This window comes from Burkholderia sp. WSM2230 (assembly GCF_000472445.1).
In the GTDB taxonomy this organism is placed as follows: Bacteria; Pseudomonadota; Gammaproteobacteria; order Burkholderiales; family Burkholderiaceae; genus Paraburkholderia.
Genome location: NZ_AXAJ01000001.1, coordinates 918,058 through 944,002 on the forward strand (window position 1 = coordinate 918,058; position 25,945 = coordinate 944,002).

Annotated in this window: 22 protein-coding genes and 1 riboswitch; of the genes, 12 read left to right on the forward strand and 10 right to left on the reverse strand. The window is 64.3% G+C overall.

Annotation, left to right across the window (positions count from 1 at the left end):
* Position 1: 1 nt before the first annotated feature.
* The 4 genes from cobJ to cobG are packed head-to-tail and all read right to left on the reverse strand — an operon-like array spanning position 2 to position 4,612.
* The gene (cobJ, locus tag A3AC_RS0104180) at positions 2 to 1,747 is read right to left on the reverse strand and encodes a precorrin-3B C(17)-methyltransferase (protein ID WP_025597561.1); all 1,746 of its coding nucleotides are present in this window, start codon (positions 1,745 to 1,747) and stop codon (positions 2 to 4) included.
* Positions 1,744 to 2,487: a precorrin-2 C(20)-methyltransferase gene (locus tag A3AC_RS0104185; RefSeq protein WP_025597562.1), complete on the reverse strand. Its 744-nt coding sequence runs from the start codon at positions 2,485 to 2,487 to the stop codon at positions 1,744 to 1,746. Before A3AC_RS0104185 ends, cobJ begins: the two co-directional genes overlap by 4 nt.
* Positions 2,484 to 3,110, reverse strand: a complete 627-nt coding sequence (locus A3AC_RS0104190; protein WP_025597563.1) for a precorrin-8X methylmutase — start codon at positions 3,108 to 3,110, stop codon at positions 2,484 to 2,486. Before A3AC_RS0104190 ends, A3AC_RS0104185 begins: the two co-directional genes overlap by 4 nt.
* Positions 3,111 to 3,115: 5 nt before the next feature.
* Positions 3,116 to 4,612, reverse strand: a complete 1,497-nt coding sequence (cobG, locus tag A3AC_RS0104195) for a precorrin-3B synthase (RefSeq protein ID WP_332261454.1) — start codon at positions 4,610 to 4,612, stop codon at positions 3,116 to 3,118.
* Positions 4,613 to 4,695: 83 nt separating this feature from the next.
* Positions 4,696 to 4,885: riboswitch (cobalamin riboswitch) on the reverse strand.
* Between the two features lie 83 nt (positions 4,886 to 4,968).
* On the opposite strand from cobG, the gene A3AC_RS0104200 reads away from it, so the two are divergent.
* Genes A3AC_RS0104200 through cobM form a run of 4 tightly spaced genes read left to right on the forward strand, consistent with a single transcriptional unit; the run spans position 4,969 to position 8,786 of the window.
* Positions 4,969 to 6,219, forward strand: a complete 1,251-nt coding sequence (locus A3AC_RS0104200) for a bifunctional cobalt-precorrin-7 (C(5))-methyltransferase/cobalt-precorrin-6B (C(15))-methyltransferase (RefSeq protein ID WP_025597565.1) — start codon at positions 4,969 to 4,971, stop codon at positions 6,217 to 6,219.
* Between the two features lie 5 nt (positions 6,220 to 6,224).
* Positions 6,225 to 7,313, forward strand: a complete 1,089-nt coding sequence (locus tag A3AC_RS0104205) for a cobalt-precorrin-5B (C(1))-methyltransferase (protein WP_025597566.1) — start codon at positions 6,225 to 6,227, stop codon at positions 7,311 to 7,313.
* Positions 7,310 to 8,032 carry a cobalt-precorrin-6A reductase gene (locus A3AC_RS0104210; RefSeq protein WP_025597567.1) on the forward strand — a complete coding sequence of 241 codons (723 nt, stop codon included), beginning with the start codon at positions 7,310 to 7,312 and terminating at the stop codon, positions 8,030 to 8,032. Before A3AC_RS0104205 ends, A3AC_RS0104210 begins: the two co-directional genes overlap by 4 nt.
* A 28-nt stretch (positions 8,033 to 8,060) precedes the next feature.
* A complete protein-coding gene (gene cobM, locus A3AC_RS0104215) occupies positions 8,061 to 8,786 on the forward strand; it encodes a precorrin-4 C(11)-methyltransferase (RefSeq protein WP_025597568.1) in 726 nt (241 codons plus the stop codon).
* A 78-nt stretch (positions 8,787 to 8,864) separates the two neighbouring features.
* Here cobM and A3AC_RS0104220 read toward each other — a convergent pair whose 3' ends face one another.
* Complete coding sequence (locus A3AC_RS0104220; protein ID WP_025597569.1) at positions 8,865 to 10,358, reverse strand: MDR family MFS transporter; 1,494 nt, start codon at positions 10,356 to 10,358, stop codon at positions 8,865 to 8,867.
* Between the two features lie 169 nt (positions 10,359 to 10,527).
* On the opposite strand from A3AC_RS0104220, the gene A3AC_RS0104225 reads away from it, so the two are divergent.
* Both A3AC_RS0104225 and A3AC_RS0104230 read left to right on the forward strand, forming a co-directional pair.
* Positions 10,528 to 10,800 (forward strand): DUF1488 domain-containing protein, encoded by a 273-nt coding sequence (locus A3AC_RS0104225; RefSeq protein WP_025597570.1) that lies wholly within the window; start codon positions 10,528 to 10,530, stop codon positions 10,798 to 10,800.
* 175 nt (positions 10,801 to 10,975) lie between these two features.
* Positions 10,976 to 11,611, forward strand: a complete 636-nt coding sequence (locus A3AC_RS0104230; protein WP_025597571.1) for a carbonic anhydrase — start codon at positions 10,976 to 10,978, stop codon at positions 11,609 to 11,611.
* An 18-nt stretch (positions 11,612 to 11,629) separates the two neighbouring features.
* Here the strand turns inward: A3AC_RS0104230 and A3AC_RS0104235 are convergent, their stop codons facing one another.
* The 4 genes from A3AC_RS0104235 to A3AC_RS0104250 all read right to left on the reverse strand — a co-directional run bounded on the left by A3AC_RS0104235 (position 11,630) and on the right by A3AC_RS0104250 (position 15,488).
* Complete coding sequence (locus tag A3AC_RS0104235; protein ID WP_035474548.1) at positions 11,630 to 12,268, reverse strand: alpha-ketoglutarate-dependent dioxygenase AlkB; 639 nt, start codon at positions 12,266 to 12,268, stop codon at positions 11,630 to 11,632.
* A 122-nt stretch (positions 12,269 to 12,390) separates the two neighbouring features.
* Positions 12,391 to 14,094, reverse strand: coding sequence for an alpha,alpha-trehalase TreA (gene treA / locus A3AC_RS0104240; protein ID WP_025597573.1), 1,704 nt, complete (start codon positions 14,092 to 14,094; stop codon positions 12,391 to 12,393).
* Positions 14,095 to 14,367: 273 nt separating this feature from the next.
* Positions 14,368 to 15,108, reverse strand: a complete 741-nt coding sequence (locus A3AC_RS0104245) for an LrgB family protein (RefSeq protein ID WP_025597574.1) — start codon at positions 15,106 to 15,108, stop codon at positions 14,368 to 14,370.
* Positions 15,105 to 15,488, reverse strand: coding sequence for a CidA/LrgA family protein (locus tag A3AC_RS0104250; protein WP_025597575.1), 384 nt, complete (start codon positions 15,486 to 15,488; stop codon positions 15,105 to 15,107). The genes A3AC_RS0104245 and A3AC_RS0104250 overlap by 4 nt, the downstream gene beginning before the upstream one ends.
* A gap of 142 nt (positions 15,489 to 15,630) precedes the next feature.
* Between A3AC_RS0104250 and A3AC_RS0104255 the strand changes: the two genes are divergently transcribed.
* Entirely contained in the window at positions 15,631 to 16,794 is a 1,164-nt protein-coding gene (locus A3AC_RS0104255; RefSeq protein ID WP_025597576.1) for an epoxide hydrolase family protein, read from the forward strand.
* A 9-nt stretch (positions 16,795 to 16,803) separates the two neighbouring features.
* Here A3AC_RS0104255 and A3AC_RS0104260 read toward each other — a convergent pair whose 3' ends face one another.
* Positions 16,804 to 18,207, reverse strand: coding sequence for an aminotransferase-like domain-containing protein (locus A3AC_RS0104260; RefSeq protein WP_025597577.1), 1,404 nt, complete (start codon positions 18,205 to 18,207; stop codon positions 16,804 to 16,806).
* A gap of 388 nt (positions 18,208 to 18,595) precedes the next feature.
* On the opposite strand from A3AC_RS0104260, the gene A3AC_RS0104265 reads away from it, so the two are divergent.
* The 5 genes from A3AC_RS0104265 to A3AC_RS0104285 all read left to right on the forward strand — a co-directional run bounded on the left by A3AC_RS0104265 (position 18,596) and on the right by A3AC_RS0104285 (position 25,431).
* The gene (locus A3AC_RS0104265; RefSeq protein WP_025597578.1) at positions 18,596 to 19,825 is read left to right on the forward strand and encodes an NAD(P)/FAD-dependent oxidoreductase; all 1,230 of its coding nucleotides are present in this window, start codon (positions 18,596 to 18,598) and stop codon (positions 19,823 to 19,825) included.
* A gap of 132 nt (positions 19,826 to 19,957) precedes the next feature.
* Positions 19,958 to 21,109 carry a branched-chain amino acid ABC transporter substrate-binding protein gene (locus A3AC_RS0104270; protein ID WP_025597579.1) on the forward strand — a complete coding sequence of 384 codons (1,152 nt, stop codon included), beginning with the start codon at positions 19,958 to 19,960 and terminating at the stop codon, positions 21,107 to 21,109.
* Between the two features lie 639 nt (positions 21,110 to 21,748).
* Positions 21,749 to 23,917 carry a M1 family metallopeptidase gene (locus tag A3AC_RS0104275; RefSeq protein ID WP_025597580.1) on the forward strand — a complete coding sequence of 723 codons (2,169 nt, stop codon included), beginning with the start codon at positions 21,749 to 21,751 and terminating at the stop codon, positions 23,915 to 23,917.
* Positions 23,918 to 24,116: 199 nt separating this feature from the next.
* Positions 24,117 to 25,058, forward strand: coding sequence for a metallophosphoesterase family protein (locus A3AC_RS0104280; protein ID WP_025597581.1), 942 nt, complete (start codon positions 24,117 to 24,119; stop codon positions 25,056 to 25,058).
* Positions 25,059 to 25,089: 31 nt separating this feature from the next.
* Positions 25,090 to 25,431: a cupredoxin domain-containing protein gene (locus A3AC_RS0104285; protein WP_025597582.1), complete on the forward strand. Its 342-nt coding sequence runs from the start codon at positions 25,090 to 25,092 to the stop codon at positions 25,429 to 25,431.
* Positions 25,432 to 25,945 lie beyond the last annotated feature (514 nt).

A 25,945-nucleotide genomic window follows, 5' to 3' on the forward strand; every position in this document is an offset into this window, starting at 1 on the left:
CTCATTCGTACCAGCGCGGCGTGTACACCCACTGCGCGCCTTTGGTGAACTGCCGCGTGGTGGACGAGCCTACGATCACCATCGTGCGCATATCGACATCGGCAGAGCGCAGTTCCGCGAGCGTCACCGTGCGCAGCGTGGCGCCAGGTCTGCCGATGTCGCGCCCGAGCACGACCTGCGTGTTTGGCGCGCGGTACCCGCGCACGATGTCGAGCGCCTTGTCCAGTTGCCACGGACGCGCGCGCGAAATCGGGTTGTAAAACGCCATGACCAGATCGGCCTGCGCGGCATGCCGCAAGCGTTTTTCGATGATGCTCCACGGCTTCAGGTTATCTGACAGCGAGAGCATGCAGAAGTCGTGGCCGAGCGGCGCGCCGGCCTGAGCCGCGGTCGCCATCGCCGCCGAGACGCCGGGCACGATGCGCAGTTCCACGGCAGCCCATGCGCTGTTGTCCGAGGTGTCGAGCGCTTCGAGCACGGCCGCGGCCATCGCGAACACGCCGGGGTCGCCCGACGACACCATCACCACCGACCGTCCCGCGCTCGCCAGTTCGAACGCGTGGCGCGCGCGCTGTATTTCCTCGCGATTGTCGGTGCCGTGCACCTGCTGATCGGCGCGCAGCGGGCCAGCCATTTTCACGTAGGTCTCGTAGCCGAGGATGTCGGTGGCTTCATCGAGCGCACGGCGCGCGGCGGGCACCATCAGTTCGGCGCTGCCGGGGCCCAGGCCGATCACCGTCAGGCGGCCGCGCGAGCGGCCTATCGTGTCGGGATCGATGGCGAGAGGCGAAAGGGCGAGCGCGACGCCCTGGTCGCGCTCGTCGGGCAGCGTTTCGTAGGGGATGCGCAAGGCGGCTTCGAGAAGGCTCGCCGGTGAACTACTGCTGTCTTCCGTGTGAGCGTGTGCGACCCGCACTGCAGCAAACGGTTCGGCGAAGCGCAGCGGCACACCGAGATCCGCGGCGGCCTCGGCGAGCGCCGGTTTCGCCATATCTTCCGACGATGCCAGCAAAGCCGCGAGCGCCAGCGTGGCGAGGCCGTGGGCGTCGAGGGAAGCGCGAACGCGGGCCGCAATCGCAGACGCGCCGTCGGCACCCATAGCAGCGCCCAACGTCACCGCCGCAACAACGCTGCGCGGATGAATCACGAGCTCATCCTCGCGTCCATCCCACGCGCGCGGCGTCACGCGAATCGCGAGCCGCGCGGATGCCGAGCGGGGCAGTTGCGCGTCGTCGAGCCACGGCGCGTCGCCTTCGACACGCGTGCTCGCGCCCGCCAGCAGATCCGACACGAAGCGCTTGCCCTGGCCGATGTCGGCAAGCGCATAACCCGGCGGCGGATTCAGCACACAGGTGCCGAACCTAAGCTCACCACTCGTCGTAATCGCGGGCGATACAGCAAGCGCGGCTGCTATCTCGCGCGCCATCACATTGACGCCGGCAAGCCCGCCGAGCAGAGGCACGACCGCGCTGCCGTCTTCGGCGATAGCCAGCACCGGCGGTTCGGCGCCCTTGTTCGACAGCAACGGCGCCACGCAGCGGATCACGATGCCGGCTGCGCACAACGCGATAATCGGCGCGCCGCGCGCATATAGCTCGCGCAGGTGCGCGCCAAGCTCGCCATAGGCTACGTCGGCCTCCACGCGCTCGCGCAGCGCATGCACCTGCGAGCCCGCATACAGCGCCTGAATGCGCCGCGCGGTAGCAAGCGCGCCCGCGCCCAGGATCACGATGGCGGGCGGCGTCATCCTTGCCATTTTTCCCCCGGTACGACGAGCAGCGAGAAATACGGCGACGCCATCGGATCGACTTCGGCAAGCGGCACGATGCGCTGATTGCCCATCGTCGCGCGCTCCACATACAGCGCGCGATGCGCGAGACCCAGTTCGCCGAGCACGCGCCGCACCTTGTCGAAGTTGCGGCCTAGCTTCATGACGACGGCGGCATCGGAATCGGCGAGACGGCGGCGCAGTTCGTCTTCGGGCAGCACGCCCGACAGCACCGAGAGACTCTGGTTGCGATACACGAGAGGCGCGCCGAGCACAGCCGCGCCTCCGAGCATCGAGCAGACGCCCGGCACGACTTCGCTCTCATAGCGAGCCGCGAGCCGGTCGTGCAGATACATATAGGAGCCGTAGAAGAACGGATCGCCTTCGCAGATCACGGCGACGTCGCGGCCCGCGTCCAGATGTCCGCCGACGATTTGTGCAGCGGTGTCGTAGAAGTCCGCGATGATCGCTTCATACGAGTGCGGCGGCTCGAGCGCCTCGGTTGTGACCGGGTAGACGAGCGGCAGGCGCTGCTGTCCGTCGTGCAAATGCGCCTCGATGATGCTGAACGCGTTGCCCTTCTTGCCTTTGGCGACGAAGTACGCGACCACCGGCGCGGCCTTCAGCAGACGCAGTGCCTTGAGCGTGATGAGTTCGGGATCGCCCGGACCGACGCCGAGTCCGAAAAGACGCCCTACGGGTTGCTGCGCGACTGTCATTCGACCTCCGTCGCGAGTGCATTGACGGCGGCGGCCGCCATTGCGCTGCCGCCGCGCCGGCCGTGGACGACGACATACGGCACGCCCCGGCTGTCGGCTGCGAGCATCGCTTTCGATTCCGCGGCGCCGACGAAGCCCACCGGAAAGCCGAGAATCAGCGCGGGCTTCGGCGCGCCGGCATCGAGCATGTCGAGCAGATGAAACAACGCGGTCGGCGCATTGCCGACCACGACCACGCTACCTGCCAGATGCGGACGCCACAATTCGAGCGCGGCAGCGGAGCGCGTATTGCCGAGCTCGCGGGCGAGTTCGGGCACCTGCTCGTGCGTGAGCGTGCAGATCACGTCGTTGTTCGCCGGCAGCCGCGCACGCGTGATGCCTTGCGCGACCATGCCGGCGTCGCAGAGAATCGGCGCGCCTTGTGCGAGTGCCATGCGGCCCGCTGTGCCGGCTTGCGGCGAGAACGCAAGATCGTCGATCACGTCGACCATTCCGCATGCGTGGATCACACGCACGGCGAGCTTTTCGAGGTCGGCGGGAATGCGCGACAGATCGGCTTCGGCGCGGATCGTCGCGAAAGATTGGCGATAGATCTCCTGACCGTCGCGAATGTAATCAAGCATCGGTGTCACTCATCTGGGTCATGCGTCGATTCACTGCTGGCGAGCGGCGCGAGCGTGTCGGCGGCCTGCTCGATCGTCAGTCGGCGCGCGACGCATTCGCCGAAGCCCGGCTGTGCGTCGCGTCGATATAGGTCATAGATGCCCGGCGCCACGGCCAGAAGCGTGAACGGCGCGCGATGCGCGGCGGCGCAGGAGCGCATGCAGCCGCTCAGGTGCACGTCGACGCCGGCGGGCAGGCGCTTCGCGAGCGCGAGCGCATCTGTCTTGGTGTCGGCGAGGCTCTTTGCGCAGCCGCTCGAACCGGCACACGCGATGAGGCGTGCGGCCGGGTCATCGGCATTGCACGCGAAGCCGAGCGCTTTTAGCGCGGCAAGCACGACAGGCACTGCGTGCTTGGCGATGTCGGTCAGCAGCACGCTTTGCCACGGCGTGATGTGCAGCGTCGCGTTGCCGTGTTGCCGCGCCAGCGCCGCGAGACGCTGCAGCGTGCTTGCGTCGATGCGGCCGAGGAACGGCTGGCCGCCCACGTGCCATGTCCCCGCGCTACGCTGCGCGTGGGCGCCGACGCGCAGCGTGGCGTCGGCGGGTGTGCTGCGTCGCCAGTTTGCGAGGGCTGCGTCGCGCTCTAACGGGAAGTCGACGTAGGTTTGCGCGTGCTGCAACACTGCATCGACGGAATGGGTGGCGAGCAGGTGACGCATGCGTGTGGCGTCGGCCGGCGCGAGGTCGAGGAACGTGTGCAGCAGCGCGCGCACGAGCGCGGGGACTTGCGACGGCACGACGGACGCTAATGCGGCTGCTGAATGCATCGGACCCACAGGCGGGCAACCCGCAAGGCCGAACACGAAGTGGATTTCGCCCGAAGCATTGCGCGTAGCCGCGAGCCACACGTCATGCGGATGATCGAGCCGCGCAAGACGCTCGCCGCCATCCACGAGCAGCGCGAATTTCGGTGACAGCGCCACGAACCGCGCGTCGCTTTGCAACAGCGCGAGCAGCGCCGCGCAGATTGGTCTGGTGTCGAAACGGGCAGACGGGTCGCGGCCCGCCGTGGGACTGATCATCACGTTGCGGATGTCGTCGGCGGTGCAGGCGGTGAGGGCGGGCAACGAAGCGTCGTCGGCGGCAGCCGAAGCGGTGAGGGTGGGGAATGAGCCCGCGTGGGCATCGGCGCGAGCTGCGGCATTCGCATGCGCCAAAGGCCCGAGCCCCGCATCGACCAACGTCGCAATCAGCGCCGCCTCCTCGCCGCCACGAACGCCGCGCAGCTGCAGGTTCGCGCGATTCGTCAGCTCGATCACACCCGCCGCATGTCGCGCGCTCGCGTCTGCAATCGCCTCCGCCTGCGCCGCGCTCAGTTCGCCGCCCGGCAGCTTGATCCGGCAGATGCCGCCGTCGCGCGCGGCGACGATCCGCACCAGCCCCGGACACGCCGAGGGCCGCAGCGCAGGCGCCGCGTCAGGCAGGACAGAGGAGGACGAAGCTCGATTCAAGACGGACACCGCGGTTAGCGTCGCGCGACGGCCCGAGCAAGCAGTGAAGCGGCTTGGCTGCGGCATCGGTACACCCCGCCCGATGTTGGCTGGCACGAACAGTCTCGCCGGCAGGTCTCCTGGCTCGCAGGTCTTCGTCCGTCGCGGCCTTCCCGGTTAAACCAGTGGCGCTTGGCGCAGGCGGACTCGCTGCATACAGTTGCGGGGGCAGCCACGGCGCAATCTGTTCTGCGCTGTGTTCCCTGTTAGGCCCCGAAGGGCACCGGCGGCTGTATTATGCCTTTTTTCGGATGGCACAACGAGGCTGGACGCTTTGACCGGCGTGGCGCAGCGCATTGTTTGAGATAACACATGAGGAAGGATGCATGCCGGCGTGGCTGACGGTAGTGGGCATCGGCGACGACGGCTTCGCCGGTTTGGGACGGCCCGCGCGGCGTGCGTTGCTCGAGGCGTCGGTGATCTACGGCGGCGAGCGTCATCTGTCGATGCTGCCTGCGAGGCTCGCCGCGCGCCGTGCCGCGTGGCCGCGTCCGTTCGATCTCGCGCCGCTCTTCGCGGAGCGTGGCCGCCCGGTGTGTGTGCTCGCGAGCGGCGATCCGATGCTGTTCGGCGTCGGCGCGACGCTCATGCGGCAGTTGCCGGCTGACGAGTTGCGCGTGCTGCCGGCGCCTTCGTCGCTGTCGCTCGCTGCCGCGCGGCTCGGCTGGCCGTTGCAGGAGGTGGCCACGGTATCGCTGGTCGGCCGGCCTTTGCCGACCTTAAATGCGTATCTGCACGACGGCGCGCGCGTATTCGTATTGAGCGCGGACGGCGGCACGCCGGCCGCGCTCGCAGCCTTGCTGAGCGCGCGCGGCTTCGGCGCGACGCGCATGATCGTGCTCGAACATTTAGGCGGCGACGCCGAACGGCGCATCGACGGCCGTGCGGATCAGTGGTCCGCGGGCGGGGTCGCCGCACTGAATCTGATCGCGCTCGAATGCCACGCCACCGAAGGCGCACCGCGTCTGCCGCTCACGTGCGGTTTACCCGACGACGCGTTTCGTCACGACGGCCAGTTGACCAAACGCGACGTGCGCGCGATCACGCTCGCACGCCTTGCCCCGACGCCCGGTGAATTGCTGTGGGACGTGGGCGCGGGCAGCGGCTCGATTGGCATCGAATGGATGCGCGCGCATCCGGCTTGCCGCGCGATTGCCGTTGAGGCGCACGCGGAGCGGCAGCGCTTCATCGAACACAATCGCGACGCGTTGGGTGTGCCCGGGTTGCAACTCGTCGGGGGCCGCGCGCCAGAAGCACTCGAAGGATTGCCCGCGCCGGACGCGGTGTTCATCGGCGGCGGCGTGACGGCGCCCGGCGTGCTCGAAGCGTGCTGGGCCAATCTGCGCGACGGCGGCCGGCTGGTCGCCAACGCGGTCACCTTGCAGGGCGAGGCCGCGCTCGCAGCATGGCGGGAGCGCCACGGCGGCACCCTCACGCGTATCGCACTGGCCGACGCGCAACCGCTCGGCGGATTCGATACATGGCGGCAGGCGTTGCCGATCACCTTGCTCGACGTCGTCAAGCCTTCCAGCGGCGGTGATTCCGCGAGCCGTCAATCCCGCACTCAATCCGCGTAACCGCAATGCGCGACGAGACTCCTGAACAGCCCGCGCCGCTGCGCAGCGGCTACACGACCGGCAGTTGCGCCACTGCGACGTCGCTGGCGGCGGCGCGTCTGCTGCTCGCGGGCGTCGCGAGCGAGGTCGCCGAAATCGTGCTGCCGAAGGGCCAGCATGTACCCATGCCGCTCGTGTTCTGCCGCCTGACCAATGAGGGCGCCGAAGCCGGTACGATCAAGGACGCCGGCGACGACCCCGACGTCACGCACGGCGCCGTCGTGTTCGCGCGCGTGCGGCTCGTCGCGGAGCCGGGCGTGGTGTTTCGCGCGGGGCCGGGCGTCGGCACGGTGACGCGCGCGGGATTGACGTTGGCCGTCGGCGAGCCGGCCATCAATCCGGTGCCGCGCAAGATGATGACCGAGCACCTCGCGGAACTTGCAGCCGAGCACGCCTATCGCGGCGGTTTCGAAGTGACGATCGGCGTGGAGGGCGGCGAGGCGCTCGCGCAGAAGACGATGAACCCGCGCCTCGGCATTGTCGGCGGCCTCTCGATACTGGGCACGACGGGCATCGTGCGGCCGTTTTCCTGCTCGGCGTATATCGCGTCGATTCATCAGGGCATCGACGTCGCGCGCGCGAACGGCTATACGCATGTCGCCGCCTGCACCGGCAACGCGAGCGAAGACGCGATGCGCGCACATTACGGCTTGCCCGACATAGCGCTGATCGAAATGGGCGATTTCGTCGGCGCGGTGTTGAAGCACATGAAACGCGCGCCGGTCGAGCGCCTGAGCATTTGCGGCGGCTTCGGCAAGCTCAGCAAGCTCGCGGCCGGCCACCTCGATCTGCATAGCCGCAGTTCGAGCATCGACCTCGCGTGCCTCGCGGCATGGGCCGCCGAACATGGCGCCGACGAGACGTTGCAAGCCGCCATCCGCGCGGCCAATACGAGCCAGCAGGCTGTGGCGCTCGCGCATGCGCAGCAGGTGCCGCTTGCGGACATCGTCTGCGGACATGCGCTTCGCGTGGCGCGCGAGATCGTACCGCCGCAGGTGCATGTCGAGATGTTCGCGATCGACCGTCAAGGCAATCTGATTGGAGCCGCAAGATGACGCGGGTTTTGCTGCTCGGCGGCACCGGCGACGCATTGCAGATCGCGCGGCAACTTGCTCCTCGCGACGTGTACAGTCTCGCCGGGCTCGGCAAGGTGCCCGACGATCTGCCTTGCGCGGTGCGCGTGGGCGGCTTTGGCGGCAGCGAAGGCCTCCAGCACTACATCGAACAGGAAGCAATTGGGCTTGTGATCGACGCCACGCATCCGTATGCCGCGCAAATCAGCGCGAACGCCGTTGGGGCGGCGCGCTCGGCTCGCGTGCCATGTTGGGCGCTGCGCCGGCCCGCATGGCAACCGCAAGCCGGCGACGACTGGCGCATGGTCGATAACTGGAACGAACTCACGGCGGCACTCGCGCCGTTCAGGCGACCGCTCTTCACGCTCGGACGCGAGCCGCTCGGGCATCTGGACGAGATTCCCGCGCATCAGTTCTGGTTTGTGCGCTGTCTCGACTCTCACGCGGGTACGCCGCGCGCCCGCATACTCGCGGCGCGTGGACCGTTCACGCTGGAAGGCGAGCGCGCGCTCTTCGCGCTGCAAGGCTTTGACGCGCTGGTCAGCAAGAATAGCGGCGGCAGCGCGACTGAAGCGAAGCTCGAAGTCGCACGCGAGCGCGGTATGCCTGTCGTGATGCTGCGCCGCCCGCTCTTGCCCGCGGTGGATCGCGAATTCGCAAGCGCAGCGGATCTGCTAGCAGCGCTGCGTCCGTCGGACTGAATCGTCCGCATCAATTTTGAGGTCTTAAATGACGGTGTTTTTTATCGGCGCGGGTCCCGGGGACCCCGAACTGATTACGGTGAAAGGGCAGCGCCTCGTGCGCAGCTGTCCGGTGATTCTGTATGCGGGTTCGCTGGTGCCGGCAGCGGTGCTCGAGGGACATTCGGCGGTGCAAGTAGTCAACACAGCGGAGCTCGATCTCGATCAGATCGTGGCCTTGCTCAAGCGCGCACACGATCAAGGCCAGGACGTGGCGCGCGTGCATTCGGGTGACCCGTCGTTGTATGGCGCGATCGGCGAACAGATTCGCAGACTGCGCGAACTCGCGATTCCGTATGAGATCGTGCCCGGCGTGACGGCAACGGCTGCCTGCGCGGCGACGCTCGGCTGCGAGCTTACGTTGCCTGGCATTTCGCAGACGCTGATTCTCACGCGTTTTGCAAGCAAAACGGCAATGCCCGAAGGCGAAGAGCTCGCTGATCTCGCGCGGCATCGAGCGACGATGGCGATTCATCTCGGCGTGCGGCACCTCGCGCGTATCGTCGACGAATTGCGGCCGCACTACGGCGGCGCGTGCCCGATCGCGGTGGTTTATCGCGCGACCTGGCCCGACGAGGAGAAGATCACCGGCACGCTCGACGATATTCTCAGCAAGGTGCAGCCGACGCAGATCGAGCGCACCGCGTTGATTCTCGTCGGAGACGTGCTTGCCGCCGAAGGCTTCGCCAACTCGACGCTGTACGCCAAAAGCTAACGGGCTGGAGGCGCCCCGCGCAACCTGATAGCGGCATCACGGTGGTAGCCACGGCCCGGCCCTAGGCGTTTGAACGGCTCAGTCTTCCAGCGGTGACAGCGCCTCGAGCGGCACCTTTTTCTCCGCGCCGATGTTGATTGCCGGCACGAGCGTCAGCAGCACGACCACGAAAATCGCAATCGCGAAGATCGACACGAAGGTGAGGTGCAGCGATTGATGCAGCACCATGCGGATGGCGTCGCTGCCGCCCAGGCTCGCCGCCTGGTTCTGCAGCAGGCTCTTCAGTTGGTCCGATGTCACCGCCGCGCTGCCTTGCGAATGGCTCAATCCAAAGTTCAGCACGGCGCCGAACAGCGTCGCGCCGAGCGTGCTGCCGAGATTGCGCGAGAAGAGGTTCGACGCGGTCGCGCTACCGCGTTCGTCCATCTTCACGATCTCCTGGATCAGCATGAGGCAACTGACGCTCGAGATGCCCATGCCGAAGCCCATGACGAGCGAGCCCACCCCTGCGACCAACGGCGAGCCGCCCGGCGCGAGAAACAGCAGCAGCACCGCGCCGACGGGAATGAACGTGCTGCCGCCTATCAGCATGCGCCGCAAGCCGATACGGTGAAACGTCTTGGCCGCGAGCGTGGCGCCGGTCGGCCAGCCGACCATCATCATCGTGAGCGCCAGGCCGGCAATCACGGGCGAACGGTTCAGCACGCCTTGCACGTACATCGGCAGGAACGTGGTCGAGCCCATCAGGATCATGCCGGAGAGCAACGTGGCGCCATTGCATGCGGCAATCGGGCGGCGGCTCCACAGTGCGAACGAGATCATCGGTTCCCTGGCGCGGCGCTCCTGTAGCACGAACAGCAGCAGACACACGACGAATGCGCCGCCGGCCATCGATGCATGCGCGAGGTCGTCGTCCCCGGCATAGGTGAGCGCGGTCATCAACGCGGCGATCGCGGCCATGAAGAGCGCCGCTCCCGCGAAATCGATGGAAGGCCGCGCGTGCCGCTCCGATTCGCGCAGGAACGCAATGAAGCCCGCAGCCGATGCGAGGCCGATCGGCACGTTCATCCAGAAGATCCACGCCCACGACATGTTGCGGATGATGAAGCCGCCGACCATCGGCCCGACGACCGCTGAAATCGCCCATACGCTCGCGAGATAGCCCTGCACCTTGCCGCGTTCGCGCGCGGGGTACAGGTCCGCGACGATCGTCAGCGTGACCGGCTGAATGGCGCCCGCGCCTATGCCTTGAATCAGCCGGAACGCGATCATGGCCGGCATGGACCACGCGAAGCCCGCGAGCACGGAGCCGAGCAGAAAGATAGCAATGCCGGCGAGCATGATCGGTTTGCGGCCGTACAGATCGGCGAGTTTGCCGAACACCACAGTTATTGCCGTTTGAGCGAGCAGGAACGACGAAAACACCCAGCTATACAAGTGCAGGTCGCCAAGTTGCGCGACGATCTGCGGCATGGCGGTGGAAACGATGGTGGCTTCAATGGCGACCATCGCCATGGAAGCCATCACAGCGGCAATGACCAGAGGGCGCGACGATTGCGGATTGCGGGACATGGGGCGAAGTTGGTATCAGAATAGTGGATGCGCGTGCCCGAGAGTGCCTCGGCGACGGCCGACACCGAGTATGCACCTTGCGAGCAATCCGTGCAGTCTGTCGGTGCGCGCGCGGGCGTGGCACAGCGATTGCAACCGACGACATTCTTTCGACACATGGAGGGTCATTATGAGGATCGAATTCACCGGACGCCGTGAAGTGGTGGCGGCCGCGCGCGTCGCCTTCGAAGCCAATGTCGATGGAAAGGACGTCTGGTGCAGTGTCTCCCTCGACGCGCTGAACGATCATTTCGGCAACGGCGGGCCGTCGGCTCACAATCTCGTGGGCACCTTCGAGGCGAACCGCGCGCAGATCGAAAACGCCGCCAAGCGGGTGCTCGAAAAGAACGGCGGGCAATCCGTGGAACTCGAAACCCGCGACTTCGACAAGACGGGCCCTTGACGCCGCGTCGCGCGGGTCCGGCATGCGCCGGGCCTGACGCCGACGCACCGATATGCGGGATGAGCAGGAAGCGGCGCGCCTGCCGAGGGCGCGGCAACGCGGTATAGTCGCGCGCATCGCTCGCGGCCGCAGGCGGCGCGCCGCGCAGCGCAATTTCGACTACCTGGAGAACATCGTGCAGGAAATCATCGAGGGCTTGATCCGCTTTCAACGCGAAGTGTTTCCGCAGCAAAGCGCATTGTTCAAGCGCCTGTCTACCGCGCAAAGCCCCAACACGCTTTTCGTGACCTGCTCGGACAGCCGTGTGGTTCCGGAACTGCTGACGCAGGCGGAGCCGGGCGCGCTCTTTGTGATTCGCAATGCGGGCAATATCGTGCCCTCGTATGGTCCTGAGCCCGGCGGCGTATCGGCAACGGTCGAATATGCGGTGGCGGTGCTCGGCGTGCGCGACATCGTGATATGCGGCCATTCGAACTGCGGCGCGATGACCGCGATCACGACCAACACCAACCTGGAGCACCTGCCGGCGGTGGCGGGCTGGCTGCGTCACGCGGATGCCGCGAAGGCCATCAACGCGTCGCGCACCTACGAATCGGCCGCGCAACGCCTGGATGCGCTGGTCAAGGACAACGTCGTCGCGCAACTGGCGAACATCCGCACCCATCCTGCAGTCGCGGTCGGGCTCGCGAATAAGACGCTGCAACTGCACGGCTGGATTTTCGACATCGAGAGCGGTGTGATGCTCGCACTCGACGGCCGCAGCGGTAAATTCGTGCCTTTGCTTGAGAATCCGGACATTTTTGCCGTGTAATGTCCATGCTACGCACGGCTAGTCGCGCGGACCGTTGTAGCAGCGAAACGCGAGACTGATGCGCGGCCCGACGCTCTCGCCAAGCTTGGGAATGCCGTGATCGTGAGTGAACTGCGACGCGTAGCTCATGACGAGGCAACTGCCCGGCTCCAGCTCGACATGCACCGCGCGGCCGGGGCCTTTCTTGGGGCGGATCGTCATGCGGCGGCTCGCGCCGAGCGATACGATTGCGATCGGCGCGCCGCGCACCAGATTAGCCGTCTTATCGTTATGCGGCGCGACGCTGTCGTGTTCGTTGCGATACAGGTTGAGACCCACGCGATTGAATGGCGCGCCGACGAGTGAGCGCACTGCTTCGAACGCTTCGCCGAGCGGCGCGGGCAAGTCCGCGGATTCGCGCAGAAAAGTGGCTATCAGGCGGGGCACGGCCACCTCGCGCTCATACATCATGCGCTGATGGCTGCTCCAGCCGACGTTGTCCAGCAGGTCGACAAACCACCGTTGCGCGAGACCGGGCGCGATGGACTCGGGCAGGTAACGTATTCCGCCTTCATTGTCGCGGAACAGGCTGACCGGTTCCGGGGCAAACAGGTCGTGCTGGGACGCCATGATCGAATGCCGGGCGGGTACAACCGCGCCGGGAAATGACTGGTTCATGCGAGTCATTATACTGTGTTTTTATACAGTATTCCCGGCGCTGGCTAGTGTTGCTCTGCTTCTTGTCTCCTCGCGCCGTATGGGCCGGGCCGCCTGACCCGGGCCGACTTAGGCGCGCGGCATTACTCGCCCGGACTGTACAGGTCGAGCAGTTTCAGCGTGACGCCATTGGTCCAGCCGAAGCCGTCCTGAAGCGGATATTCACCGCCGCCGCCACCGCCCGTGCCTGCGCCTTCAACCACGTATTTCTCCACGAGCTTTTTGTCCGACGCATAGACGCCTTTTACGTCGGCGAGAAAGCGTGTACCGATCTGCTGCGCGAGCGCGTCCTGGCCATAGCGCTTAAGGCCCTGAATCGCGACCCAGTGCAGCGGCGCCCACCCGTTCGGCGCGTCCCACTGTTGGGTGGTGTTGTAGGTCGTGGTGACGAGGCCGCCCGGCTGCAGCAACGTAGACTGCACCTGCTGCGCGGTCTTCTTCGCGCGATCCGGCCAGGCAGCGCCGACGAACAGTGGAAACACCATGGCGGCCGTCTTGTTGTCCCGCGGTTTGGCGAGCTGCCAGTCATAGTCGCCGTAGTAGCCGTTCGGATTCCACAGGTAGCGGTTGATGCCGAGCGCACGCTTCGTCGCGCGTCCCGCGAATTCGCCGACACAGCGGAAATCGCGCGTCTCGCCGCAGCCTTTCGCGATGGTGATCTCCAGGTGGAACATCAGGCTGTTCAGATCGACCGGGATGATCGACGTGGTACGCACCGTCGTAAGTGTCATGTTGTCGCCGAACCAGCGCGAGCTGAAATCCCAGCCGCTTTCGGCGGTGGCGCGCAGTTCACGGTACACGTCGTTCGGATTGCGGCCGGTCGCCTTTTGCGCGGTCTGTATGTCCTCCAGATACGATTCGTCGCGAGGCGTGTCAAGCTCATCCCAATAGCGGTTCAGGACAGTGCGGTCGGGCATCACCACCACGTTGCGCGTGGCTGAGCCGGCCGGCGTCGAGCTCTCGCCCTGCATCCAGTAGCCGTATTCCTTGCGCAGCGCAGGCAGGTACTTCTGATAGACGCCGTGGCCTTCCACTTTAGCCGCGAGCTCCACCATGTGCGAGAAGAAGGGCGGTTGCGAGCGGTCGAGGTAGTACGTGCGATTGCCGTTGGGAATGTGGCCGAACTTGTCGATCATGTACGCGAAGTTGTCGAGCATGTTGTCGACGAGATCTTCGCGGCCCGCTTCCTGCAGGCCCAGCATCGTGAAATAGGTGTCCCAGTAGTAGCCTTCGCGAAAGCGTCCGCCCGGCACTACATAGGGCTTCGGCAACGGAATCAGCGAGCTGTTGGGCGGCGCGCTGGTGGTCGTGCGGGTCAGAGCGGGCCATAACCAGTTGATGTGCTCGCGCAGCGTCTGGTTAGCGGGCGGCGTGATCACCGGTTCGCTCGGCGGCGTGAAGTACTGGTTCACGAAGTTCGCGAGCGAGAACTGCGAGTTGTTCTTCTGCTGCTGATAAAGCTGCACGATGACGGCGGGGTCGGCATTCGGCGTTGCGTCGACGAAGGTCTTCTGGTCCGGATAGATCTGCGCCGTTTGCACCGCAGCAAAAAGCTCGCCATACAGTATGTCCGGCGCGGGCGGAAGCGTGCCGCCGACCTGCGTGTCGGCGTGACAGACCGATGAAAGACCAATGAGGAAGGCGACGCTCGAAACGGCAGCCGCGCGATGCAGGTACTTTGTGCGGGCACCAGGAAGGGAAGGCTGCGGGAAACCGTTGGGACAGCCAGGCATGCCGGGCGCGCGGCCGGCACAGCGAATGCTGCGCGCTTGCGATGACACAATCATGTCTCCTCCTGAAGGAATGGACAACAGGATTGGTCTGCCTCTCACACCCTCTGTTTTGATGACCTGCCGTGACCTGCGTTCGGGGCGTGGCTAGCATGGCACAAAACCGGCCTTGCTTCAAACTATGCGGGGTGAATTGCGTTGCCGATTCGTGCGACATGGTTCGATGCGTCGAACCGGTCGCGCGTCGATTATTTCGGATGGCGAATTGTTATGGAGAGTGGCGCCGCCCCGTGTTTACCGATCGGGGCTGCGACCGCCGTGGCCCGCCGCTCAGATACCCAGCCAGCGCGCGATGACAGGCATCAGCACCGGAACCACAAAAGCGGTGAACACGCCGTTGAGCCCCATACCGAGCCCCGCGAATGCACCCATCTGTTCGCTGACCTGAAAGGCGCGCGCCGTGCCGATGCCGTGCGACGCAATGCCAAGTGCGAAACCGCGCACTTCGGGCTCCGCGATTCTGAGCGCGTTGAGAATGGCGCGCGCGAAGACAGCGCCGAACACGCCCGTCGATATAACCAGCACTGCGGTTAGCGAGGGAATGCCGCCGATTTGCGACGCAACGGCCATCGCAATCGGCGTCGTCGCGGATTTGGGGGCGAGCGACGCGAGCGTCGGATGCGATGCGCCGAATAACGCCGCCACGCCGATTGCCGAGACAATCGCTGTCAACGAGCCGGCGACCAGTCCGCCGAAGAGCGGCAACGCATAGCGCCGCAGCTTCGGCCACTGACGATAGAGCGGCAACGCGAGCGCGACCGTCGCGGGACCGAGCAGGAAGTGCACGAACTGCGCACCTTCGAAATACGTTGCGTATGGCGTGCCGGTGATCTCCAACACTGCGACGAGCAGCGCGACCGCGACCAGCACCGGATTAGCGAGCGGATTGAAACGCGCCTTCGCATACAAGGTCTGCGCGATCAGATACGCGATCAACGTGATGGTGAGGCCAAGCAGCGGGCTCGCTGCAAGATAGACCCAGATCGCGCCGAGCTTCGGTAAGGCGGTCATTGTGCGGCCTCCGCGTCGGCGCGATCGTGCGATTGCCGGCGTTGCTGCCGGCGCATCAACGCGCGCGTGACGAGCGCGGCAACAGCAATTGCCAGCGTGGTGCTGACGGCAATCGAAACGATCACTGCAATTGCATCGCCGCGAATGCGGCTTGCCGAGACCATGATGCCGACGCCCGCCGGCACGAACAGCAGCGACAGATGCTGCAGCAATTCGAGCGCGGTGGGCTCGATGGCATCCGCTGTTTGCGGGCGCATCATGAGGAAGCCGAACAGCAGCAGCATGCCGATCACCGGGCCCGGCACCGGCAAATGGAACACGTAGGACACGCCTTCTCCAAGGCATTGAAAAGTAAGCAGGGCGGCCAGCGCTCCCAGCATGTCGATCTCCAGCGCACGAAACGGAACAGTGGGCATTGTGTACCATGCCGATAGTTTTGTGGTTCATGCGAGTTCATTGCCGCGCATCCCGCATCTCGCGACGCAGAATGCGTTCTATCGACTGCTTCAGTGGACGACGCCCATGCAAATCGAGCCGTTTCGAATCTCCGTGCCTGAAGACGACATCGACGATCTGCGTCGACGGATTCGCGCAACGCGCTGGGCGCCCGCGACGCCGTCGCCCGCGTGGCAGCAGGGCGTGGACGCGGCATGGCTGCGTGAGCTTGCCGCCTATTGGGCCGACCAGTTCCACTGGCGCGCGGCAGAGCAGCGCCTGAACCGGCAGCCGCAATTCATGGCCGACGTAGAGGGACAGCGAGTGCATTTCGTGCATCGGCGCGGCGTGGGCCCGGCGCCTTATCCGCTGGTTGTCACTCATGGTTGGCCGGGCTCGTTTATCGAATTCGAGGCTCTGCTCGAGCGGCTGTGCGACCCTGCCGCGTTCGGTGGCGATCCTGCGGATTCGTTCGACGTGGTCGTGCCTTCGCTGCCTGGCTTTGCGTTCTCACAGGCGCCCGCGCGGCCTGGCATGTCGGCGTTTCAGGTCGCGGATGTGTGGACGTCCCTGATGAACGGCCTCGGTTATAGCCGCTTCGGTGCGCAAGGCGGCGACCTTGGCGCCGGTGTATCTATTGCGCTTGCTGCGCGGCATCCGCAGGTGGTCGACGGCATCCACCTCAATTTTCTGCCTGGCTCCTACGAGCCTGCCATCGGCGCGACGCAACAACCGTTGAGCGCGGAAGAAGAGTGCTTTCTGCGCGACAGGAACGAGTGGGCCGCGCTCGAGGGCGGCTACTCGCATGTGCACATGACGAAGCCGCTCACGCTCGCAGCGTCGCTGAACGATTCGCCCGTGGGCCTCGCTGCGTGGATTGCTGAAAAATTCCGCGCGTGGAGCGATTGCGAAGGCGAAGTCGAGCGCGTGTTCTCGAAGGACGAGTTGCTGAGCAACATATCGCTCTACTGGTACACGCAGAGCATTGGACCGGCCATGCAGATGTACTGGGAAAACCGTCTCCAGCCGATGCGTTTCGCCGAAGCTCGACGCGTGGTGCCGCCGGTCGGTTTTGCACGCTTTCCGAAAGAGATCAGTCATCCGCCGCGCAGTTGGCTCGAGAGGACCTTCAACGTCACGCAGTGGACGGACATGCCAGGCGGTGGCCACTTTGCCGCAATGGAGAAGCCGGACCTGCTTGCAGCGGAGATCCGCAGCTTCTTCAGACCGTTGCGGACCTCGCGCGTCTGACCTGGCGCATCAGATCGTGCCGAACAGCGCGCGCGGACGATCTTTCAGCGTGCCGGCGAGGAGCCGTAAAGCACTGACAAGTTGATCGCGGCTCGCCGCACAGGCGAGGTTGATCCGCACGCCGTGCTCGATTTCCGAGCGGTCCACCGCAAATGCCGATGAGGGCATCACGACCACACCGCGCGCCTTTGCATTCGCGGCGAAGTCGTCGGCACGCCAGGGCAGAGGCAACTTCAACCAGACGAACATGCACGCAGGGTCGGCCTGCAACAATTCCTGCGGCAGCAATTCGCGCGCGAGATCGTGACGGGCGCGAATTTCGGCGAGTTGCGCGTCCATGATGCGGCGCGCCGTGCCGTCCTCTATCCACACGGAGGCGATCAGCATCGACATCGGCGCGGGCATCCAGGCCGTGGTGCGCACGGCTTCCGCACACAGCGCGGCGCTGTCCGGCGGACTCAGCAGATACCCGAGCCGCAAGCCGGGCGCGAGAATCTTCGAGGTCGCCGCGAGATGAAACGTGCGCTCGGGGCACAGACTCGCGATAGTCGGCAGACGCTGCGACACCAACGGCCCGTACACATCGTCTTCGATGATCGCCACATCATGCCGCCGCGCAATGTCGACGAGCGCCATGCGCCGCTCGAGACTCATGGTAATCACAGTCGGATTCTGCAGATTGGGCACCGTGAAGATCGCCTTCACCGGCATGCGCTTGCAGACGCGTTCCACTTCATCGGTGAGCAGGCCGTCGCGGTCGCTCGCAATGCCCACGATCTCGAACTGGAACACCGGCGCGAGGGCCTTCAGGCCGTAGTAAGTGAGCTGGTCGGCGAGAATCACGCCGTCCGTTCCGATCAGGCTGTTGAGCACCGCGTACAAACCATGTTGCGCGCCGCTCGTCACCACCACGTTCCCGGCCTCCGGCGTGAAGCCCGGCGCGGCCATCCACTGCGCGCCCGCTGCGCGTGCCCACAGAGGCCCCTGCGGCGGCTGGTATTCCTGCAACTGCGCATAGCGTGGATCGCGCGGCAATTCGGCAAGCGTGCGCGCGAGGCAGTTCAGAAATTCGCCGGTGGCGGGCCGATTGACGGTCAGGTCGATCGCTGCATTGCTCGCCGCCTGCGCCGGCTCCACGCTCGGCATCGCGCCGCCCGTGACGAGCGAGCCGCGCCGCTTGCTGCCGATCACGAGACCGCGCGACTGCAACTCCTTGTACGCGCGCGAGACGGTCGACACGTTGATGCCCAGGTCGGTTGCCAGTTGCCGTTGCGGCGGCAGACGGCTGCCGGGCGGATAGACGCCGCTGCGGATCTCGTTCTCGATCGAACTCGACACCTCGATGTACGTAGAGCGCTTCACCTGCGCGGACGACCCATTGGCGCCCCGCGCTGCGCCTTTTGCAGAAGCCATAAGAAACGACGTCTCCGTACAAAACTGCTTTGTCCGCGATTGTGCGGAGTTTTGGCGATTCTATACCAGTGGGCGACGGCTGCAAGAAATGAATCGGTGGAGTGCGGCAGTGCGGCTGCAAGTGGACGGACTTGCGGCGGACTCGCGGCGAGTCCGGCCCGGTCCGGGAGTCAGCATCCAGGGAAAGTGCCAGGCCACACAATCAGCGTTTTAATTGCACACAAAAAAATATTGTGTGATTCTGATGACATGGTTCGGGCCACTGCGCCCGTCGCCGTCTTGATCTGGAGAAACTTTCGATGCGCATCCAGCAGTCCGCAGCCCGGCAATATGCGCCGCCGTGTGTTTCCGCGCGGCGTGTGCGGCGCCTACCGAAAGGCCGCCAATAATGCCGCACATCGCGATCATTGGCGCGGGCTTTATCGGCCTCGCGAGCGTCGCGGCGTTGATGCGCGACGGGCACCGCGTCACGCTATTCGATCCGGCGGGAGTGGGGCAGGGCGCGTCGTTCGGCAATGCCGGAACGTTCGCGCCGTATGCCTGCATTCCGGTGAACAACCCGTCCGTGTTTCGCGATCTGCCGCGTTTTCTGCTCTCGAACGACAGTCCGTTCCGCTTGCGCTGGGGTTATCTGCCGCACCTCGCGCCGTGGCTCGCGCGTTTCATGATGAGTTCGCTGCCGCGCCGTTACGAAGCGAGTGCGGGCGCGCTCGCCGCGTTGCTTGCCAAGGCGCACGACGCGTATGCGCCTTTGCTCTCCGATCGCCAACTGGCGCGCTTCGTGCGCCCGCGCGAGTGTCTTTACCTCTATTCGAGCAAGGCTTCGTTCGATGCCGCACAAGCCTCGCTCGCGTTGCGGCGCAAACTCGGCGTCGCGTTCGAGGTGCTCGACGGCGCCGGCATCCGCGCGCTGGAGCCTTCTCTCGCACCGATCTTCGAGCGCGGTGTGCTGTTTTCCCATAGCTGGCATTTCTCGGATCCGCAGCGATTCCTGCAGACGCTCTTCGAACAGCTTGCGGCCCAGGGGCTCACGCTGGAACGCGTCGCCGTCGACAGCATCGAAGCTGGCGCAGAAGGCGTAACGCTCAACGCAGGCGGTCTCGCGCGCAGCTTCAGCCATGTGGTGGTGGCGACGGGGGCGCGCTCCGCGCAGTTCGCGCGCCAGTGCGGCGACGCGGTGCCGCTCGACACGGAGCGCGGCTATCACGTGCGCTTTCCCGGCGCGCAACAACTGATTTCGCGGCCGGTGGGCTGGGCCGAGCGCGGCTTTTACATGACGCCGATGACGGACGGCCTGCGCGTCGCGGGCACCGTCGAACTGGCGGGTTTCGGCGATACGAAGAACCGTTCGCTGCTCGATCTGCTGACCTTCTCATCGCGGCGCGCGCTGCCCGCGCTGCAGCAGCCGGATAGCAACTGGCTCGGCTTGCGTCCAACGCTGCCGGACGGCTTGCCGGTTCTCGCCGCGTCGCGCGCGAGCGTCCGCGTGATTTATGCGTTCGGGCATCAGCACCTTGGCGTGACGCTCGCCGGCGTGAGCGGGCGCATCGTCGCGGATCTGGTCGCGCAGCGTGCGCCGCTGCTCGATCTTGCGCCTTACGCGGCCACGCGTTTTTGATGCACGGAGGCGTCCACTGAACAGTTTTCCAGGCTGGCTTCATCGCCGCTTAAGCAGGACGTTTCGACGCGTCGCGCATCGGACCGCCTACACATACGAACGCGCGACGTCACAACTCGCAAGGAGTGCATCATGAATCGCCGCTATTGGTTGTTGAGTGCCACTGTATGTGCGCTTGCCGCATATCTGCCGTCTTCGTGGGCGGACGACGCGCAGGTGGTGAAGATCGGTTTCGTCGGGCCGTTGACGGGCCCTGTTGCACGCGTCGGCAAAGATCTGCAGTACGGCGCTCAACTCGCGCTCGACGAGGCAAACGCGAAGCATCCCACGGTCGGCGGAAAGCCGGTGAAATTCGTGCTCGACGTTCAGGACGATCAGGCCGATCCGCGCGTCGCGATCCAGGTCGCGCAAAAGCTCGTCGACGACGGCGTGGTCGGCGTGATCGGTCATTACAATTCGGGCTGCAGCATTCCGGCGTCCACCGTTTATCACCAGGCGAATCTCGCGATGATCACGCCCGGTTCGACCAATCCGCAGCTCACCAAGCAGGGCTTCAAGAACGTATTCCGCACGATGGGCCACGACGGCGTTGGCGGCGTGGTGGCGGGACATTTCGTGGTCGAGCAGATGAAGCCCAAGCGCATTGCGATTATCGACGACCGCACCGCATTCGGCCAGGGTCTTGCGGACGCCTTCGAAAAAGGCGTGAAGGAAGCAAACGGCACGATTGTCGACCGCGAGTTCACGAACGACAAGGCTGTCGATTTCCGCGCCATTCTCACTACGCTCAAGAGCAAAAATGTGGATCTGATTTTCTTCGGCGGGCTCGATGAGCAGGGCGCGATGCTCGTCAAACAGATGCGCTCGCTCGGCATGCGTACGCAACTGTTCGGCGCAGGCGCGCTGAAAAGCAATGCATTCCTGCAGATCGCCGGCAATGCCGCGGACGGCACTCAGGATCTCGAGCCCGGACCAGCGCTCGACAAGCTGCCCGCCGCGCAGGAGTTCGGAAAACGCTACAAGGCCCGTTTCAATCAGGATGTCGAACTATATGCGCCGTTCGCGTATGACGCCGCGCTCGCGATGATCGACGCGATTCACAACGCCGATTCGCTGGATCGCGCGAAGATCGTTCAGAGCCTCTCCAAGGTCGCTGTGAAGGGAGTGACAGGCCACATTACGTTCGATCCGTACGGGGACCTCATCAAACCGCCGTACACCCTGTTCCAGGTGCAGCAAGGTCAATGGAAGAGCCTGAAAACCGTGGGCGGCAGCGGCGTGTAACCGCGGTTCCAGCTGCTCCGGGCGCGGCCTTACGCTGGAAACCTCTTTCGCAGCGTCATCGTGAACGCCGCGATTTCCACAGCGGGATCTTCCCACAGGTCCCGCTGAACTCAACTGATAGTACAAAAAAGGCCGCCGATTTATCCATCGGCGGCCCACCTTTCGCCTTATCACATCCGGCAATTGGAAAATAAAAAGTTTTCCGTAGTCACGCCGTGAAAATCCCATGTTTAGAGTATGAATTCGAGGCAATTGGCAGGTCGATTCGTATTGCATACACCTGCGTGCGACTTCAGGAAAGTTTGTGAAAGGAAGTTGACACGATAACGTTTGCCAAACTAGGCTACGCACTGTCGTCAAAACTGATTGGTGGTTCATCGAGCTTCCCGAAAGGCAGGCTGGGTGCGCTTATCCGGCCGATCCGCTCGACCGCAGTAATTGTCTTTATGAAAGCTTTGTAATAAATGGATCTGCGATTATGAAAATCAGCCGCTAGTGCTGAGGGTATAACACGTCCAGATATTCTCGCTCGCAAATCGGTGCGAGTGCGGGAGACCTTTTTCGCTGAAAAAAGAGAAACACGGCTGAAGTGACTCAACGCACTTTGTTTAATACCGATATTGTCAGTCGAGGATTAAAATGCGTATAAATTTCCGATTGCAGATGCAGTGCCTCGCGTTAGCCGGAATAATGGTAATGGCCGGTTGCGGCGGAGGAGACGGCTCGGCTTCATTAACGAGCAAATCGGCACAAACTCCGGCGAGCGCATCCGACACCGCATTGGTGCCGCCGGCGAGCGCGGCGGTCGCGGACACGTCGATCGACAGGACTGTGCAGCCGGTCGAGTTGCCCAACACGGTAACGCCCGTCAACTACAAGCTGTGGTTCAGACCGAACCCGGCGCTGTCGTCGTTCGACGGCCGCGCCGACGTGCAGATCAAGGTGCTCAAGGCGGTCAACGCGATCACGATTGCCGGGCATCGCATCAAGTTCACCAACGGCACGATCATGCTTCAGCCGGGCAACGTTGCGCTGATCGCCACGCCGCAGGACGACGGCGACTTCTACCAGCTGCGGCCCGTCAGCGGCCAGATCGCCGCGGGCAACTACTCGCTGCATATGGAGTGGAGCGGCATCATCAACTTCAAGAGCTACGACGACCCGGTGACGAAAACCGGCGGCAGTTGCGGCGACGATCAGTATCCTGGCTGTTCGGCGGCGGAGGGCGTTTTCCGCGTCGATCTGAAGGCGACCGACGGTACGACGAGCGGCGCGATTCTCACGCAGGGCGAGTCGAATCTCGCGCGGCAATGGTTCCCCGGCTGGGACGAGCCGGCGTTCCGGCCCACCTATGAGGTGAGCGCGGAAGTGCCGCAGAACTGGAACGTCGTGTCGAATGCGGCCGAAAAGCCCCCCGTGAACGTAGGCGGCGGCTACAAGCTGGTGTCGTTCGAAAAGACCCCGCCCATGCCTTCGTATCTGCTGTTCTTCGGCGGAGGTCAGTTCGACATTCTCGAAGACGACTTCACGAGTCCGCTGCCTGACGGCAAAGGCCTGCATCTGCGCATTTTCACGCCGCCCGGCATGCGGGAGTGGGCGAGGCCCGCAATGCAGCAGACCAAGCAGGCGCTCGATTACTACTATCGCTACACCGGCATCGCGTTGCCGCTCACCAAGTTCGACACGATTGCCGCGAACGACGCGTTCAAGGAGCAGAAGGACTTGAACTTCGGCGGCATGGAGAACTGGGGCGCGATTCTCGAATTCGCCGACGACATCCTGCCGGCGCCGGGCACGAGCATGTCCGACTATGGCGTGACCGTGCTCACGCACGAAGCGGCGCACCAATGGTTCGGCGATCTCGTCACGCTCGACTGGTGGGACGACGTGTGGCTGAACGAATCGTTTGCCACGTTCTTCGAGAACAAGACGAAGGTGCGTTTCTTCCCCGACCGCTTCAGCTGGGTCGACGACGTGAAGAACAAGTACGCGGTCATCAACGCCGATCTGAAGTCCACGGCGTTCCCGGTGCAGCCGAACTTCAATGGCTGGGCTTCCAACGACTTCGTGCTGAGCGCGAGCGCGTTCACGTATGACAAGGGCGGCCACGTGTTGAAGATGCTCGAGAACTATCTCGGCGAGGAAACGATGCGCAAGGGTCTGCAGCAGTATCTGGCCGACTACGCGCTTGGCAACGTGACGCCGAAGCGTCTGTGGGACGAGCTAACGAAAGCGAGCGGCCAGCCGATGGCCGCGATTGGCGACAGCTTCGTGCGGCAAACCGGCGTGCCGCTGATCTCGCTCGACACCCAATGCGACCTGACGACGAACCAGACCATCGTGACGCTGAAACAGGCGCCGTTCCCGAATCAGAACCAGTATCCCGGAACGCAGTGGACCATTCCGCTGACGCTTGCTTATGGCGACGGACTCACTTCGCGCAAGACGGTCGCGATGAAGGACCTGCAAACGCAGGTGCGGCTGAATGGCTGTTCCGCGGTGCTCGCCGATCCGAGCGGCCTCGACTACTACGTGACGAACTACAGCAACAGCGCGTGGAGCCAGTTGCTCGCACAAAGCAGTGCGCTGACGGATCCGGTTCTGCTGACGAGCTTGCAGCTGGAAGCGAAACTGCTCGTTGCGCATGGTCTCGCGGACCCGTCGCGTGAAACGAGCATCGGCTCGCTCAGTTCGGCGAACGCAATGGTCGCCCGCCAACTGTTGAAAGCCCCGGCGCCGACCACGCAGTCGCTGCGTCCGACCATCCGCTACCAGGGCAAGCTGCGGCAGAAGGCGCCAGAGCAGTAAGCCGAGACAGGGCATAACCGACGTCGGGCATAACCGACGTCGTCGAAACGGCGTCGGCCACGCAGGTTTGCGCTGCATGCAGCAATTTGCGGCCGCTGGGAATAAAACCCCTGCGGCCGCAGTCATGCCTGACGAACCGGGACCGAAGAACGCTGGATGAGCCGGCGTTCTGTCGGTGGCCCGTCATCGTGAGGCCAACATGTCGTCACATTCATTCGATCCGGCGCGCCGCGGCGCGCTGAAATGTCTTGCGTTCGGCGGCGCGGGCACGCTGTTCGTTCTTGCCGGCGGCGTTCTCACGCCGGTCCAACTCGCGCTGGCCGCCGACGGCAAACCCGCCACGACTGCCGGCGTGCCGCTTTTTCTGCAGCTGAGCGACACGCATATCGGCTTTAACAAGGAAGCCAATCCCGATGTCGCCGGCACGTTGAAGCAGACCATAGAGTTCGTCAACGCAATGCCGGTCAAGCCGGCGCTCGCCATTCATACCGGCGACATCACGCATCTTTCGAAAGCAGCCGAGTTCGATCTGGCCGCGCAGTTGCTGTCTGGACTGCCCGTCACCGAATTGCATACGGTGCCCGGCGAGCATGACGTAACCGACGGACCCGGAGCCGAGTACTTCAGCCGCTTCGGCAAGGCGTCGGATAACAAGGGCTACTACAGCTTCGACCACGACGGCGTGCACTTCGTGGGGCTGGTGAACGTCATGCACTTCAAGCCGAACGGGCTCGGCAGTTTCGGCGACGAACAATTGAAGTGGCTCGAGAACGACCTGAAGGCGCGCTCGTCGAGCACGCCAATTGTGGTTTTCGCGCACATGCCCATGTGGACGATCTACGAGCCGTGGGGCTGGGGCACCGGCGACGCAGGCGAGGCGATGAGCTATCTGAAACGCTTCGGCTCCGTCACTGTGTTGAACGGCCATATCCACCAGATCGTTTCGAAGGTGGAGGGCAATGTCACCTTCCACACCGCGCGCTCCACCGCTTATCCGCAGCCGGCCGCGGGCCAGGGTGCGGGCCCCGGTCCGTTGACGGTCGCAAGCAATCAGCTTCCGAAGATGCTCGGCGTGACCAGTGTCACCATTGCGCGTCATCCGCTCGGAGCGACGCTCGCCGACGCGACGCTCGTGTCGTAGCAGCACAGCCCCACCTCCAGGGAGATCAGTCATGCTAAACGATTTTATTCGCCGCGGATGTTTTCGCCTGTGTGTCGGCGCCGCGTTCCTCGCGGGCGCGGGCATGCTTTCGGCGTGGGCGGAAACACCCGGCCAGGTGGTGATCAAAAACTTCATGTTTTCGCCGATGGCGCTCACGGTCAAGGCGGGGTCCACCGTGACGTGGAAAAACCTCGACGGCGAACCGCATACCGTGGTCAACGATGCGGGTATGTTCCGCTCAGCGGCGCTCGATCAGAACGATACGTATCAGTACAGGTTCGACAAGCCGGGCGTGTACAACGTGTTTTGCGGCATTCATCCGAATATGAAAGAGACCATTACGGTTCAATAATTGGGAGTGCGGCTCTGCCGAAGCCGCCAGGCGTCCGGTTTTCGCCATAGTGATTTTGTGCCGAAACCTCCGCTAAATGTGCCATCGCTCGACTTTTGCGGACAGAAGCACAATCGGCCCTCACGGATCGCGCGGCCAGCATGTCATGCTTCTCCCCCAGCACCAGACCGCGTGAAAAATACTCGATCTGTGGATCACGCAACTATTTCCGTGCGACTATGGCGCGTCTTTCAAGCGCGCGAAGCGCGCGTCCGGGCAGGCCGTCAAAATCCGCCACGACAGGCCCGCTTATTGCATGGTGTTAGGCCCCGCGCATGTTGCCGGCCTCGTTACTCCGCGCAACAGGCCTTCGCAGTGGGGCCGGCCGGCTCGACACGCCAGAATTTTGTCGCATGTGCATGCGGCCTTGAAGGTTTTACCTGCTTTTGCAGCCTCAAATGCGATCTGCCGAACAGACGTGTGAAGCAGAGCCAGTCGTGTTGTCGCTATCGGATGAGAGAGTTACATTCTTCCA

What these genes read in the sequence shown, in the direction of transcription:
- A3AC_RS0104280 (WP_025597581.1), top strand. Translation starts at nt 24,117, where the DNA reads ATGTCGTCACATTCATTCGATCCGGCGCGCCGCGGCGCGCTGAAATGT.
- A3AC_RS0104285 (WP_025597582.1), top strand. Translation starts at nt 25,090, where the DNA reads ATGCTAAACGATTTTATTCGCCGCGGATGTTTTCGCCTGTGTGTCGGC.
- cobJ (WP_025597561.1), bottom strand. Translation starts at nt 1,747, where the DNA reads ATGACGCCGCCCGCCATCGTGATCCTGGGCGCGGGCGCGCTTGCTACC.
- cobM (WP_025597568.1), top strand. Translation starts at nt 8,061, where the DNA reads ATGACGGTGTTTTTTATCGGCGCGGGTCCCGGGGACCCCGAACTGATT.
- A3AC_RS0104255 (WP_025597576.1), top strand. Translation starts at nt 15,631, where the DNA reads ATGCAAATCGAGCCGTTTCGAATCTCCGTGCCTGAAGACGACATCGAC.
- A3AC_RS0104245 (WP_025597574.1), bottom strand. Translation starts at nt 15,108, where the DNA reads ATGACCGCCTTACCGAAGCTCGGCGCGATCTGGGTCTATCTTGCAGCG.
- A3AC_RS0104265 (WP_025597578.1), top strand. Translation starts at nt 18,596, where the DNA reads ATGCCGCACATCGCGATCATTGGCGCGGGCTTTATCGGCCTCGCGAGC.
- A3AC_RS0104210 (WP_025597567.1), top strand. Translation starts at nt 7,310, where the DNA reads ATGACGCGGGTTTTGCTGCTCGGCGGCACCGGCGACGCATTGCAGATC.
- A3AC_RS0104275 (WP_025597580.1), top strand. Translation starts at nt 21,749, where the DNA reads ATGCGTATAAATTTCCGATTGCAGATGCAGTGCCTCGCGTTAGCCGGA.
- A3AC_RS0104250 (WP_025597575.1), bottom strand. Translation starts at nt 15,488, where the DNA reads ATGCTGGGAGCGCTGGCCGCCCTGCTTACTTTTCAATGCCTTGGAGAA.
- A3AC_RS0104205 (WP_025597566.1), top strand. Translation starts at nt 6,225, where the DNA reads ATGCGCGACGAGACTCCTGAACAGCCCGCGCCGCTGCGCAGCGGCTAC.
- A3AC_RS0104220 (WP_025597569.1), bottom strand. Translation starts at nt 10,358, where the DNA reads ATGTCCCGCAATCCGCAATCGTCGCGCCCTCTGGTCATTGCCGCTGTG.
- A3AC_RS0104260 (WP_025597577.1), bottom strand. Translation starts at nt 18,207, where the DNA reads ATGGCTTCTGCAAAAGGCGCAGCGCGGGGCGCCAATGGGTCGTCCGCG.
- A3AC_RS0104225 (WP_025597570.1), top strand. Translation starts at nt 10,528, where the DNA reads ATGAGGATCGAATTCACCGGACGCCGTGAAGTGGTGGCGGCCGCGCGC.
- A3AC_RS0104235 (WP_035474548.1), bottom strand. Translation starts at nt 12,268, where the DNA reads ATGAACCAGTCATTTCCCGGCGCGGTTGTACCCGCCCGGCATTCGATC.
- A3AC_RS0104190 (WP_025597563.1), bottom strand. Translation starts at nt 3,110, where the DNA reads ATGCTTGATTACATTCGCGACGGTCAGGAGATCTATCGCCAATCTTTC.
- treA (WP_025597573.1), bottom strand. Translation starts at nt 14,094, where the DNA reads ATGATTGTGTCATCGCAAGCGCGCAGCATTCGCTGTGCCGGCCGCGCG.
- A3AC_RS0104200 (WP_025597565.1), top strand. Translation starts at nt 4,969, where the DNA reads ATGCCGGCGTGGCTGACGGTAGTGGGCATCGGCGACGACGGCTTCGCC.
- A3AC_RS0104270 (WP_025597579.1), top strand. Translation starts at nt 19,958, where the DNA reads ATGAATCGCCGCTATTGGTTGTTGAGTGCCACTGTATGTGCGCTTGCC.
- A3AC_RS0104185 (WP_025597562.1), bottom strand. Translation starts at nt 2,487, where the DNA reads ATGACAGTCGCGCAGCAACCCGTAGGGCGTCTTTTCGGACTCGGCGTC.